Here is a 13331-nt window from a genome sequence, read left to right on the forward strand (position 1 = left end):
CAAACCCCGGACCTGTGGCACTGACCAACCAGTGCGCTCGACCCGAGCTCACGCTCAGTCGGCGTTCGGCACACCCGGTCAGGCGGGCGTTGGTCGGTGCCTGGGGTCCGCCCACAGACAGAGGCCCGGGTGGTTGTCCACCCGGGCCTCTGCGGAGGTGCTGCTCAGAACATCAGCGCGCGGGCTGGGTCCTCGAGGATGCTTGCTACGTCGGAGAGGAAGATCGAGCCCTTCTCGCCGTCGATCAGGCGATGGTCGAAGGACAGTGCGAGTGTGGTGATCCAGCGCGGGACGATCTCGTCGTCCACCACCCACGGCTGCTTGCGGACCGCGCCGAACGCGAGGATCGCGGCCTCGCCCGGGTTGATGATCGGCGTACCGGCGTCGACGCCGAACACGCCGACGTTGGTGATCGTGAACGAGCCGCCGGCCTGGTCCGCCGGTTGCGTCTTGCCCTCACGGGCGATGGCGACCAGGTCGTTCAGCGACTTGCACAGGTCGGGCAGGGTGAGCGAGTCGGCGCCCTTGATGTTCGGGACGATCAGCCCGCGCGGGGTGGCCGCGGCGATGCCGAGGTTGACCGCGCCCTTGTACACGATCTCCTGCGCCTGCTCGTCCCACGCCGCGTTGATGATCGGCGTACGACGGGCCGCGAGCGTGACTGCCTTTGCGACGATGAGCAGCGGCGAGACCCGGAGGTCGCGGAACGCCTTGTCGGCCTTCAACCGCTCGACCAGCTCCATCGTGGCGCTGACGTCGACGGTGATCCACTCGGTCACATGCGGCGCGGTGAACGCACTGGCAACCATCGCCTGCGCCATCACCTTCTGCACACCCTTCACCGGCACGCGGGTGTCGCCCTGTGCACTCACCACAGGTGCAGCTTCGTACGCCGGTTCAGCCGGAGCCGCCACATGACCCTCGACATCAGCCCGGGTGATGATCCCACCCGGCCCACTCGCGGTCACCGCAGCCAGATCAATCCCCAGATCCTTCGCCAGCTTACGAACCGGCGGCTTGGCCAGCACATGCACAGACCCGCCGACCGGCGCCTCCGGCACCGGGCTGGAGGTGGAGCTGACCGCCGGAACGCCGTTGCCTCCGGCAACATCACCGGCAGTCGCCGGCGCCTGCGGCGCCGGGGTGGAGGTAGAGGCGGCAACCGCTGCCGCCGCCTGGGGCGTGTGGGTGGAGCCGAGCGAACCGGCGTACGCCGAAGGCGTGGCACCTGCGGAGGCAGCCGGCGCAGCAGCTGGAGCCGGCGCCGAGCTGGCGGGGGCTGCGGCCGGCTTGCGGGCTCGGCGTTTGGCTTCGGTGGTTTTGGGGCCGTAGCCGACGAGGACCGCGGTGCGGCCGCCGTCTGCTGGTTCGGGGATGGTCGGGACCATGTCGTCGGCGAGGGCTTCTTCGTCGGCGGACTCGGTCTGGACCGAGATGATCGGCGTACCGACCGGAACCGTCTCGCCCTCCGGCACCAACAGCTCGGTGATCACGCCGGCAAACGGCACCGGCAACTCGACCAGCGACTTCGCGGTCTCGATCTCCACGATGGTGTCGTTGAGCTTGACCGTGTCGCCGGGCTTGACCTTCCAGCTGACGATCTCGGCCTCGACCAGCCCCTCACCGACGTCGGGGAGGCGGAACTGCTGGATGCCCATCAGTACCCCATCACGCGGTCGACGCCGTCCAGCACCCGGTCCAGGTCCGGCAGGTAGTCGTCTTCCATCCGCGACGGCGGGTAAGGCGTGTCGTACCCGGTCACGCGCAGTACGGGAGCCTCAAGGTGATAGAAGCACTCCTCGGTCACCCGCGCCGCGATCTCAGATCCGGTGCCGAGCGAGAGCGGTGCCTCGTGCACCACCAGCGCTCGCCGGGTCTTCTTGACCGAGGCGAAGATCGTCGCGAGGTCCAGCGGCGCGATCGTCCGCAGGTCCACTACCTCGAGGTTGCGTCCGTCCTCGACCGCGGCTTCGGCCGCCTGCAGGCAGGTCTTCACCATCGGGCCGTAGCAGAACAGGGTCGCGTCGGTGCCCTCCCGGACCACCTTCGCCTGGTGCAGCGGCTGCACGGGCGGCACGGACTCGTCCAGCTCCGCCTTCTCGTGGTACCGGCGCTTCGGCTCGAAGAACACGACCGGGTCGTCGGACGAGATCGCCTGCTGGATCATCCAGTACGCGTCCACCGGGTCGCCGCACGAGACGACCTTGAGCCCGGGCACGTGCGCGAACAGCGTCTCCGGCGACTCGGAGTGGTGCTCGACCGCGCCGATGCCCCCGCCGTACGGGATCCGGATGACGACCGGCATCTTGATCCGGCCCTCGGAGCGGTAGTGCATCTTCGCGACCTGGTTGATGATCTGGTCGTACGCCGGGAACACGAATCCGTCGAACTGGATCTCGCAGACCGGCCGGTACCCGCGCAGCGCCAGGCCGACCGCGGTGCCGATGATGCCGGACTCGGCCAGCGGGGTGTCGATGACGCGGTCCTCGCCGAAGTCCTTCTGCAGGCCCTCGGTGACGCGGAAGACGCCGCCGAGCTTGCCGATGTCCTCGCCCATGACGACGACCTTCGGGTCCTTCTCCATCGCGGCCCGCAGGCCCGCGTTGATGGCCTTGCCGAGAGTGATCTTGGTCATCGCTCAGCCCTCGCCTTCGAACGACGCGGCGTACGCGGCGAACTGGTCCCGCTGCTCGGCGAGCTGCGGCGTCTCCTCGACGTACACGTGCTGGAAGAAGTCGGTCATCACCGGGTCCGGCAGCGCGAGGCAGCCCGCCCGCAGTACAGCGGCGATCTTGTCCGCCTCGGCCTCGATCTCGTCGAAGAAGTCGTGGTCGACCCCGGTATGCCGGGCCAGGTAGGCGTGCACCCGCTCGATCGGGTCCTTGAGCTTCCAGTGCTCGAGGTCCTCGTTGAGCCGGTACTTCGTCGGGTCGTCGGACGTGGTGTGGGCGCCCATCCGGTACGTGTACGCCTCGATCAGCGTCGGTCCGCTGCCTTCGCGGGCGCGCTTGAGTGCCTGCTGCGTGACGGCGTACGTCGCGAGCACGTCGTTGCCGTCGACGCGGACGCCGGGGAAGCCGAAGCCGGCGGCGCGCTGGTACAGCGGGATCCGGGTCTGCCGGTCGATCGGCTCCGAGATCGCCCACTGGTTGTTCTGGCAGAAGAAGACCACCGGCGCGTTGAAGACCGAGGACCAGATGAACGCCTCGTTGACGTCACCCTGGCTGCTGGCGCCGTCACCGAAGTACGCGATCGTCGCCTCGCCGTTGTCGGGGTCGCCGACCGCGTGGTCGCGCTGCTGACCCATCGCGTACCCGGTCGCGTGCAGCGTCTGGGCGCCGATCACGATCGTGTACAGGTGGAAGTTGTTGTCCTTGGGGTCCCAGCCGCCCTGGTCGACGCCGCGGAACAGGCCGAGCAGCCGCAGCGGGTCGACGCCCTGGCACCACGCGACACCGTGCTCGCGGTACGTCGGGAAGACCATGTCCCTGTCGTTCAACGCCCGGCCGGAGCCGATCTGCGCGGCCTCCTGACCGAGCAGGGACGCCCACAGCCCGAGCTCGCCCTGGCGCTGCAGGGCGGTCGCCTCGGCGTCGATCCGGCGGACCAGGACCATGTCCCGGTAGAAGCCCTTGACCGCCTCGTCGTCGAGATCGAACGAGTAGTCCGGGTGCTCGACGCGCTCGCCTTCGGGCGTCAGCAGCTGGACGAACTCGACCTCCTCGGAGGCCTGGGGCGGACTGACCGGCGCCTCGTGGGGCGCGAACACTTCCGGGGCAGGGCCCGGCACCGACTCACTCACATGCACTCCTCGGGTTCGAGCGCGGGATCGCCGCGACCGCAACGTTGCACGGGGCCGGCCCGTTTCGCCGGATGAGGCTTTCGCAGGCTGGTCCGCGTGATTCCAGGGGTTGATGCACTGCTGGCAGTGGACCTCCTCACCGGTCTCACTCCCATCTTGCCGGACACCGTACCGACCAGGTGCCTGATCCGCTAACTGTCTGGACTCCGGCGGGTACGGCGGTACCGAAAACGGTCTCAGGATGAGACACCAGTCCACTCACTGGTCCCATCCCAGCGCTCATATTACAGATACCCGGCGCATCGACAGCATGTGTCACAACTTAGTCTCGATCAGGGCAGTTTCTCCAGCCGGACCAGCTTGAAGTTCGTGCCCTCACGGTCGCCGTCACCCGGAGTGTTATCTCCGTCATGTACGGCAAACAACCCGTGCGGGAACCGCGCTCCGAGCGGCTCAGTGGTCACCGCCCTTCGTTCTCCTCACGATCACGGCAGTAGGCGCACCCTGCCCGGTGCCGATGGCCTGGCGGGAAACAGTGGATTGCTGGCCGGATACCGCCTTGCGCGGCGGATCGGCGAGTCATAGCGTAAGCATCGTTAATGCATGACACCCCTGACACCCTCGAGGAGGATCGGATGGCCGCCTCCGCTCCGGCCACAGTGGTCGAGACCGGTTCCCGCCCGGCCTCCGGCGCGATGATCTGGACCGCGCTCACGGTCGTGTACATCGTCTGGGGTTCGACGTACCTGGCGATCCGGGTGGTCGTCGACGCTGAGATCCCGCCGATGCTGGGGATGGCGACGCGCTTCCTGACCGCGGCAGTACTTATGGCGACGGGCCTGGCCCTCAAGTCCGGGTGGAAGCGGCTGCGGATCACTCGGCAGGAGGCGATCGGCGCGGCGACGGTCGGCGTACTGCTGCTTGCCTTTGGCAACGGTGCGGTGGCGATCGCGGAGCAGACGGTCCCGTCCGGGTTGGCCGCGCTGCTCGTCGCGGCGATTCCGTTGTGGCTGATGTTGCTGCGAGTGGGTGGCGGTGAGCGGCCGCGCGCGATGACGTGGGTCGGCGTACTGATCGGGTTCGGCGGGGCGGCCCTGCTTGCGTTGTCAGGTGGCAACACGAGCGCGAAGCCGCTGTCGGTCGCGATCCTCGTGGTCGGCACGATCTGCTGGGCGATCGGTTCGCGGTTCGCTCCCCGGCTCGGCCTGCCGCGGGATCCGCTGGTGACCGCGCTCTACGAGATGGTCTTCGGCGGTACGGCGATGGTGCTGCTCGGCGTACTGCGGGGCGAGCCGGCGCGGCTGCACCTTGACCGCGTGGACGGGTCGGGGTGGATCGGGATGGCGTACCTGGTCGTGTTCGGATCGCTGCTCGCGTACACGGCGTACTCGTATCTTCTTGCGAACGCGCCGATCTCGCTGGTGGGGACGTATGCGTACGTGAACCCGGCGGTGGCTGTGTTCTTAGGGTGGCTGATCCTGAGCGAGAGCCTGACGTGGCAGATCCTGCTCGGCGGCGCGGTGATCATCGTGGGTGTCGCGCTGGTGGTCACGTCGGAGCGCCGGCGGAAGTGACGTCGTACTCGCGGGCGACGTAGTAAGAGGAAAGACCCGGGCCCACAAGGGACCCGGGTCTCCCACCGCTGCCGATGCGCGCGGCAGCGGGTCTGACGCCGGTCGCACCCTGCCCCGAAAAAACACGGCGCGAAACTCGGCAATGGTTCCAACGATATTCCGGCGGATCGTGCTATTGCCAATTCGGCGACCACCGAGCCCACCGAAACAATCTCCCGATTCACCGGGCATCCGTCACCCGCGCTGACTCAACGACGCACCATGACCTCGGTTACGGGTGCTTCTGTATCAACTTCCGCTCGCTCTTCCGACCGTGCCGTTGCTGGTAAGTTGCCTGGTCAGCACAGGATTGATTGTTTTGTCAGGGAACTCATCACCGGTCGGCTATGTTCCCGCCTATGGCCAAAAAAGCTGACGAAAAAGTTTGTAACCGGCGCTGCCAGGTGTCGTTAGCACTAAGACGAATCCGTCAAACCCGAAAGGAAACCTGGCATAATGCAGGTAACTCGCAAGATCGTCGCGGCTGCGGCAGTGGCGACCGTCGCCACCCTGGGCCTGGCCACCATGGTGAGCGCCAACGTTCTGGACGACGCGCAGAAGAAGGCTCAGGACTCCGGCCTGGCCGACGCGGCGTCGGCGGCCAGCAAGGGCTACGACAACGGCCACGCTCGCTGGTGGGGCATGCACAAGGACGGCTCGCTGGTCGCCCTTGACCGCAACGACCTCGGTGCGGTCCAGGCCTGCCACAACTTCGGTGCCGGCACCGGCATCGGCGGCACCGTGCCGGCGAACGACATCACCGGCATCATCGGCTGGGGCAACGACGGCAACAGCATCACCGCCGTCAAGACCTGCGAGCAGAACAACGAGCAGAACCGCAAGTGGTACAAGGCCGACGGCAACGGCGTTGTCTCGGTGAGCGACAACAAGGTCGGTCCGTGGCAGGTCTGCCACAACGAGGTCGACGCCACGGGCATCGGCGGCACCGTTCCGCTGACGAACCCGACCGGCATCCTCGGCTTCGACAACGATGGCAACTCCATCGACTCGCTGAAGACCTGCGAGCAGAGCAACGAGCAGAACAACTGACCCTCCCTGGTCAGTGATGATGCAGGACCCGAACCAGCCACCTCGGTGGGTTGACTGATTCGGCGCAACACGCAACAACCGCGGCGCCGGGAGCAAGCCTCACTCCTCCCGGCGCCGCTCTTTTATGTCCAGGTGATCCACCCACGCGTGCTACGCAGCCGCCGGACGGTCGCTCGCTGGCGCTCGCGGGTAACAGCTAGCTGGTCATCCCGCATGCAGCGGATCGTGGTGGCAGGGAATGCGTGAGCCCGCGCGTGCCTGCGCAAGCACAACCGCAGGTGGGACCGAGTGGGTTCGACCGCGCGTGGGACTGCGCAGGCAGGCTCGACCCCGGTGGTTACAGGTGGCGGAGGTCTATGCAGGAGCCGTTGGGGAGGGAGCGGGTTAGGAGGGACCAGATGCCGGTCGCGGCTGATTCGGGGGTGGCGAGGGAGCCGGACTGCTTTAGGGCGTGGAAGCGAGCCACTGAAGGGAAGTCGGCTTCGTCTGTGGCGCGGATTTCGGACTGCATGGCGGTGTCTACTACGCCGGGGGCTACGGCGAGGACGTGGGAGTTGGGGGGTTGTTCTTGGCCGACGGTGCGGACCCAGTGTTCTACGGCGGCTTTCCCGGCGTTGTACGAGGACCAGCCGGCGTACGCCGTTTTGGCTGCTCCGGAGGACAGGAGGATCAGGTGGCGTTCGCAGGTGAGGTGGGCGGAGGCGCGGAGGAAGGCGGCGCCCAGGACCTGCGGCGAAGCGGAGTTGAGCAGGACCGCACGGGTGTACGCGGAAGGATCAGCAGAAGCCGCGGGGCCGATCGGGGTGATCGTGCCGGCGTTGTGGATGAAGATCGCGTGGTCGCCGTCGTACGCGGCTAGTTCTTTCGTGAAGTGCTCTTCGACGACAGCCCAGTCGGCGGGGTTGGAGAGGTCGGCCCGCAGGTGGTTCGGCGTACCGCCTCGACGGGAGATGTCGATGACGCGGGCGTCCGGGAACGGCACCGCCGCGGCGAGGGCGGCGCCGATCCCGGCCGATGCTCCGGAGATCCAGACGAGCGCGGTCACTGGCGCCAAGCGCGGGCGACGCCGAGGAAGAGGTCGTTGGCTTCGGACTCGCCGATGGTGACGCGGACGCCGTCGCCGGGGAACGGACGGACGGAGACACCCTCGGCCTGCACGGCTTCAGCGAACGTCAAAGTCTCATCACCGAGCTCGAGCCAGACGAAGTTGGTCTCCGACTCAGGAACGTCCCAACCGGCGCCACGCAGCGCCTCAACGACCCGGGCCCGCTCGACGACCAGCGCGTCGACCCGCTCGAGCAGCTCTTCCTCAACAGCAAGGGACGCGATCGCCGCCGCCTGCGCGACGTAGCTGACGCCGAACGGCAGCGCGCACTTCCGGATCGCGCCGACCACCTCCGGGTGTCCGATCGCATACCCGACCCGGAACCCCGCCAGCCCGTACGCCTTCGAGAACGTCCGCAGCACCAGCACGTTCGGCCGCTCGCGGTACAGCTCGACGCCGTCGACGACCTCGGTCTCCCGGACGAACTCGCGGTACGCCTCATCCACCACGACCAAGACGTTCGACGGTACGGCGTCCAGGAACGCGATCAGCTCGTCCCGGCGTACGACGGGGCCGGTCGGGTTGTTCGGCGTACAGACCAGCACGACCCTGGTGCGGTCGGTGATCGCCGCCTCCATCGCCTTGAAGTCGTGGCGGGCGTCGGCGGTCAGCGGCACCTGGACCGACGTGGCGCCGGTCAGCTGGACCGCGATCGGGTACGCCTCGAACGAGCGCCAGGCGTAGACGACCTCGTCACCCTCCGAGACCGTGGCCTGCAGCAGGTGGTAGAGCAGCGCGACCGATCCGGTCCCGACCGCGAGATCGCTGACCGGTACGCCGAAGCGGGCCGAGAGCGCCTCGAGCAGCTCGACGCAGCCCATGTCCGGGTAGCGGTTCATCTGGGCCGCGGCCTCGGTCGCGGCGGCGAGCACACCCGGGAGCGGCGGGTACGGGTTCTCGTTGCTGGACAACTTGTACGTCGGCCGGCCGTCGGTGCGCGCCGGCGGACGGCCCGGCTTGTAAGCCGCGACGTCGTCCAGGCAGGCGCGAAAGCGAACCTCGTTGTCAGGGGTCATGCCCGCAGGTTAGTCCTTACCTCACGCCGGAACCACCCTCCTTCGAGCGACCTCGCGCACACCGTTTGACTCCGGGTACGTCGAGCCTCAAACTGACTGATTGTCGGACAATCAGGCCATATTCAATGAGGCACAGCTGACACTGGATCTCATCGGGTCAGGGAGGGTGTTCATGGGGCAGCCGCTGGAGTGGGGTCGTCGCTATCTGATGGTCCGGCCGGACCACTTCCGGATCGACTACGTGATCAACCCGTACATGTCGACCCAGGACCAGCCGGACCCGGCGCTGACGCTGAAGCAGTGGGACGCGCTGCGGCAGGCGATCGTGGATGCCGGCGGCGAGGTCGAGGTACTGGCGCAGCGCCAGGACTCCCCCGACATGGTGTACGCGATGAACCTCGGGCTGGCGGCCGCGGACGGACGCGCGATGCTCTCGCACATGCGCTTCGAGCCGCGCCGCAAGGAGTCACTGAGCGCCGCGGAGTGGTTCACCGAGCAGGGGTTCCAGCTGGACCGGACCGGCGGCGAAGGCGTCGGACCGCACTTCGAGTCCGGGGATGCGTTCGTGTTCGGCGACAGTCTCGTCGTCGGGTACGGTCCGCGCACCGAGGCCGACGCGCTCAAGCACCTCGCGACCGGGTGGAATATCCGTGTCCGCGGGCTGCGGATCGCGCACGAAGGCATGTACCACCTGGACCTGCCGTTCTGCCCGGTGGACAGCACGCACGCGATGGTCTACCCGCCGGCGTTCGACGCCGCCAGCCAGGCCGAGCTCTCCGGCATCGTCCCCGACCCGATCGTGCTGACCGACGACGAGGCCTTCGCCTTCACCGCAAACTCCATCGTGGTGAACGAGACGATCATCATGCCCGCCTGCTCACCGCGCCTTCGCGCGATCTTCACCGACCGGGGCCTGCGAGTGGTTGTCCTGGACCTTTCCGAGTTCCACAAGGGCGGCGGCTCAGCCCGCTGCCTGACCAACCCGCTGGACTTCCCGCTGGCCGACATCACCACCCCGGGCGGTGAACTACTCCTGCCGGCCTGAGCGCGCGTCGGCAGCCGCAAGCCCAGCACGCATCGATTCCCGCACCGCCGGCTCCCAGGATCCGGTGTTGGCGAGCGGGATCTCGGTCATGAACCGCCGCTCGGCCTCAGGGATCCGGGCGACGACGAGATCCGGGTCCGAGACGGCGGTCGCGTAGAGCTTCGGACCGTCGGCGGAGAACAGGTCTGCGATGACCAGTCTTCCGTCGGCGGTCCTCATGACGTTGTCCGGGTTGTCGTCCAGCGGTCCGCACCAGGGCAGCTCGGCCTGGGCGCGCTCGTGGACGCGGTGCACCACGTCGACGAGGTCGGCGACCTCCGGTACTCGGGCAGCAATCGCATCGTGGAATGCGGCGGCGTCGTCTGAAGGGACCGGCTGGAGGGGCTCCATCAGTTGGAGGTCGCCGCCGCCGGTCAGACGATGGTGGGCAAACAACACCGGGACCTGTCGGGTGCACGACGCCTCGCGGTAGAACGCGGCGACGTACGGGCCGGCTGGGTCGAACGGGCTGATCCGCGCGACCGCCGTACCGTCCGGGGACTGCAAAGCAATCGCCCAGTCGCCGACGCCGCAGCGGGTCCACCCCGCCGCGAGAAGCTCTTGTTCTACTTGCCGGTGGTCCAGATCAGGTCGAGGGTGGCCGGGTCCCAGCCATAGCCTTGGATCCATTGGTTGGCTTTTTCTTTGCCCTGGGGGCCGTAGACCTCGATGACGACCGAGATCGCCTCGGGGTTGGTGGGGTCGGACTTGGACTTCGTGTAGGTGGCCTCGAAGCCGTCGCCGACATACGGGAGCTGGCCGAGGATCGGGTACTTCTGCTTGAGCCTGGCCTGGGTCTGGTCGTACTGCCGGCCGGCCTCGGCCTCGAGCTTCAGTTCCTCGCCGGGGTTGTTCTTGGCCCACTCGCGGCCCTCGGCGCTGTTGGCGTAGAGGTACATCTTCACGGCCTGCCGATCGCCCTCGGCGGTGAACGTTATCGAGTAGTCCTCGAAGCCCCGGCGCTGACCATCGAGCGTGTGCTGGCCGGCCTTCACCTTGACCTCGCCGTTCGCGGGGATCTCGTGGCCGTCCAGCTTCAGCGTCAGGTCGTTCGGGATGGACTCCACGCTGAGGCTGGTCTGCGAGCCGCCGCGGAACAGCAGGATGCCGCCGACCAGCACGACGACGACCGCCAGCGCGACCACGCCGATAAACAACGGCCGCCGGTTCTCCTCCAGCATCAGCTGCTCCCGTTCCTTTCCTCAGTCCTTCGGTACCGGCGCGCTCTTCAGCCGGTAGACAGTGAACTGCCCGCCGACGCCGTACAGGTGGCCGGCCTCCGGCACGTGGTCACCGAGCGAGCCGGACGCCGCGTTGTACCCGCCGCCCTCCTTGCCCCACGGGCCGACGTACAGGTACGTGTGGCCGGGACCGTTCAGGATGTCACCCGGTTTCATCCCGCCCGGTGGGTCGCCGTGCCACGAGTCGTACTTCCCCGAGGACTCGAGCCACGTGCGTTGCACGTCGGTGCCCACGTTCGGGTACTTCGGGTCGGCGCCGCTCATGTGCATCACCGTCGCGACGAACCGTCCGCAGTCACTGTACGGAGTCTGGCCGCTGCCGCCGTCGTTGTACTTCTTCATCGCCTCGACGAACTCCGGCTTGGCAAGGCTCGCGTCGGTGCCGTCGTGCCCGCTGTCTGGCCAGGCCAGGTTCTTCGCGACCTCGGCGATATTGCCGCTGCCGGCACCGCAGCCGCTGGCGTCGCCACCCTTGCCGGCCGCCGGGGCCGATCCGCCGAAGGTGTTCAGCACGTGCTCGGCGTTCGCCTTACGCTCGGCGTACCGCGGGTTGTTCGGGTTCTCGTAGCCTTGGAACCGCTCGAACTGGCCGCCGAACGCGATCGCGGCCGCGTCGACCGTGGTGGCGGCCTTGACCGCGTCACCCGCGGTCTTCTCCGACAGCGGCGGCTTGCCGAGCAACTGCTTGTGCAGGAAGTCCAACTGGTAGGCCAGCGAGCCGATGACGTCGTCGCCGACCCCCGCATCGCGGGACGGGTTGATCATCTTGCTGGCCGGCGTCCATTGGACGATGCCCCAACCACCCGAGTATCCGAGCACGTCGGCCGGCTTGGTCACGGTGCCGGGGGCGGTGCCCTGCTTGCGGCCCGGCTCGACGCTGGACTCGCTGATCATGTTGCCGACGATGCCGGCGGCCTGCTCCTTCGTGTACCCGTTCTGGACGAAGAAGTTGAAGGCCTTCTGCTGATTGTTCGCTCCGCTGAGGTCGCCGTTGAGGCAGGAGCAGCCGCTGTCGCCGGAGTCGGAGGTATCGAGCTCGAACGGGTTCTTGTCCGGCTTCTGCGTCTCCCAGTCGGCGGGATCGTCCTTCTTCTCGGCCTTGTTGACCCACATCTCCCAGTGGATGTGCGGGCCGACCAGACCGGGCGCGATCTCGTCGCCGGCGCCGGAGGTGCCGATCACGTCGCCGCGCTTGACGTCGGCGTTCAGCGCCACGCTGATGGTCTTGAGGTACTTCGTCCGGGTCTCGACGTCCTCGCGCCGGATCCGGACCTCGCCGCCGTCGGCCTTGACGACCTTGCCGTCCTGGGAGGCGTAGACCTTGCTGCCCTCGTCGACCTTGAAGTCGTAGCCCTGGTGCGGGGCGACGGACAGCGGGTCGGTCCAGTCGACGTCGATCTTCTGCGAGTCGGTCGGGTAGGCGAACAGGCTCTGCTCCGTGGCCTGCTGGGCGCACTGCGCCTCGGCCGTGTCCATCCCGCCCAGGACGCCGAGCAGCATCATCAGGACGATCAACAACGGGAGCAGCAGGATCAGCCCGATCGCGCCGAGGATCGGCAGCACTTTGCTGTCTCCCACGTTGTGCTCCTCGCTCACTCGAGTGGACTCCCGCGCCGGTCCGCGAAGAGGGGCGGCCACTTGAGGAAGATGGTGCCCGAAAACCGGGTCATCGTGTCGGGAGTTATCCACAGGCCGGGCCGCCGGGGCGGGGCGAGCGCGACAACGGACCGGGTCTGGACGAGAATCACACCATGTACGAACGGCTGCGGGTGGACCGCTCGACCACGGTGGACCGGGTGGTCGACGCGCTGCGCGCCGCGCTGTTCGCCGGCGACCTCGAGCCCGGTACGCCGCTGCGCGAGCAGCCGCTCGCCGAGGCGCTGGGGGTCGCCCGGAGCACGATCCGCGAAGCGATGACGATGCTGGTCACCGAGGGCCTCGCGGTCCGCGAGCCGAACAAAGGCGTCAGCGTCGCGATCCTGCATCCCGAGGCTGTGGCGGACATCTGCCGGGCCCGGTTCGTGCTGGAGTCAGCCGGGATCCGGGCGTGGTTCGACGCGGACGAGGCAGCTCGGGAGCGGGTCCGCGAGGCGATGCGGGTGTTCGCCACGACTGCGAAGGACGGCGCCGACCCGGAGGCGTTGACCGAGACCCACCTCGCGATCCACCGCAGTCTGGTCGCGCTGACCGGCAGCGAGCGGCTGATCGCCACCGCGGACTCGATCACCGGCGAGGCACGACTCGCGCTCGCCCGGGTGGATGCCCTGCGGCAGGACGCGCGCCAACAGGTCGCGTCCCACCGCAAGCTGATCCGCCTGCTCGAGCGCGGCGAGCTCGACGAGTGCGTCGACGAGCTCCGCCGTCACCTCGAAGGCGCCCAGGAGTCGCTCCTGGAAGCCATCGCCATGCCACCAGGCTGA

The 13331-nt window shown here is 67.9% G+C and carries 13 protein-coding genes; 4 read left to right on the forward strand and 9 right to left on the reverse strand.

The features are described 5' to 3' along the window. Positions 1 to 164: 164 nt before the first annotated feature. From ACQPYH_RS43270 to ACQPYH_RS43285, 4 genes are all read right to left on the reverse strand, one after another. Positions 165 to 1658 (reverse strand): dihydrolipoamide acetyltransferase family protein, encoded by a 1494-nt coding sequence (locus ACQPYH_RS43270; RefSeq protein ID WP_432884132.1) that lies wholly within the window; start codon positions 1656 to 1658, stop codon positions 165 to 167. Continuing rightward, positions 1658 to 2635, reverse strand: a complete 978-nt coding sequence (locus ACQPYH_RS43275) for an alpha-ketoacid dehydrogenase subunit beta (RefSeq protein WP_432884135.1) — start codon at positions 2633 to 2635, stop codon at positions 1658 to 1660. The genes ACQPYH_RS43270 and ACQPYH_RS43275 overlap by 1 nt, the downstream gene beginning before the upstream one ends. A 3-nt stretch (positions 2636 to 2638) precedes the next feature. Then, the gene (gene pdhA / locus ACQPYH_RS43280; protein WP_432884138.1) at positions 2639 to 3802 is read right to left on the reverse strand and encodes a pyruvate dehydrogenase (acetyl-transferring) E1 component subunit alpha; all 1164 of its coding nucleotides are present in this window, start codon (positions 3800 to 3802) and stop codon (positions 2639 to 2641) included. Between the two features lie 332 nt (positions 3803 to 4134). Next, complete coding sequence (locus tag ACQPYH_RS43285) at positions 4135 to 4266, reverse strand: hypothetical protein (RefSeq protein ID WP_432884140.1); 132 nt, start codon at positions 4264 to 4266, stop codon at positions 4135 to 4137. A 135-nt stretch (positions 4267 to 4401) separates the two neighbouring features. On the opposite strand from ACQPYH_RS43285, the gene ACQPYH_RS43290 reads away from it, so the two are divergent. Continuing rightward, positions 4402 to 5376: an EamA family transporter gene (locus ACQPYH_RS43290; protein WP_432884143.1), complete on the forward strand. Its 975-nt coding sequence runs from the start codon at positions 4402 to 4404 to the stop codon at positions 5374 to 5376. Between the two features lie 495 nt (positions 5377 to 5871). Next, entirely contained in the window at positions 5872 to 6465 is a 594-nt protein-coding gene (locus ACQPYH_RS43295; protein ID WP_432884145.1) for a hypothetical protein, read from the forward strand. Between the two features lie 337 nt (positions 6466 to 6802). Here the strand turns inward: ACQPYH_RS43295 and ACQPYH_RS43300 are convergent, their stop codons facing one another. Then, on the reverse strand, positions 6803 to 7510 hold the full coding sequence (locus ACQPYH_RS43300; protein ID WP_432884147.1) for an SDR family NAD(P)-dependent oxidoreductase: 708 nt from the start codon (positions 7508 to 7510) through the stop codon (positions 6803 to 6805). After that, positions 7507 to 8586, reverse strand: coding sequence for a histidinol-phosphate transaminase (gene hisC / locus ACQPYH_RS43305; RefSeq protein WP_432884150.1), 1080 nt, complete (start codon positions 8584 to 8586; stop codon positions 7507 to 7509). The genes ACQPYH_RS43300 and hisC overlap by 4 nt, the downstream gene beginning before the upstream one ends. 172 nt (positions 8587 to 8758) lie before the next feature. On the opposite strand from hisC, the gene ACQPYH_RS43310 reads away from it, so the two are divergent. Then, a complete protein-coding gene (locus ACQPYH_RS43310; RefSeq protein ID WP_432884151.1) occupies positions 8759 to 9631 on the forward strand; it encodes a dimethylarginine dimethylaminohydrolase family protein in 873 nt (290 codons plus the stop codon). Here the strand turns inward: ACQPYH_RS43310 and ACQPYH_RS43315 are convergent. From ACQPYH_RS43315 to ACQPYH_RS43325, 3 genes are read right to left on the reverse strand one after another with little or no spacing between them, the layout of a single operon-like run. Then, positions 9614 to 10177 carry a hypothetical protein gene (locus tag ACQPYH_RS43315; protein ID WP_432884153.1) on the reverse strand — a complete coding sequence of 188 codons (564 nt, stop codon included), beginning with the start codon at positions 10175 to 10177 and terminating at the stop codon, positions 9614 to 9616. The two genes, ACQPYH_RS43310 and ACQPYH_RS43315, sit on opposite strands and share 18 nt — an antisense overlap. A 59-nt stretch (positions 10178 to 10236) precedes the next feature. Beyond that, positions 10237 to 10851 (reverse strand): PEGA domain-containing protein, encoded by a 615-nt coding sequence (locus ACQPYH_RS43320; protein WP_432884156.1) that lies wholly within the window; start codon positions 10849 to 10851, stop codon positions 10237 to 10239. Positions 10852 to 10872: 21 nt separating this feature from the next. Then, positions 10873 to 12489 carry a phage tail tip lysozyme gene (locus ACQPYH_RS43325; protein WP_432884159.1) on the reverse strand — a complete coding sequence of 539 codons (1617 nt, stop codon included), beginning with the start codon at positions 12487 to 12489 and terminating at the stop codon, positions 10873 to 10875. Positions 12490 to 12662: 173 nt separating this feature from the next. On the opposite strand from ACQPYH_RS43325, the gene ACQPYH_RS43330 reads away from it, so the two are divergent. Beyond that, positions 12663 to 13331: a GntR family transcriptional regulator gene (locus ACQPYH_RS43330; protein WP_432884162.1), complete on the forward strand. Its 669-nt coding sequence runs from the start codon at positions 12663 to 12665 to the stop codon at positions 13329 to 13331.

This window comes from Kribbella sp. CA-245084 (assembly GCF_050942355.1).
Classification (GTDB): Bacteria; Actinomycetota; Actinomycetes; order Propionibacteriales; family Kribbellaceae; genus Kribbella.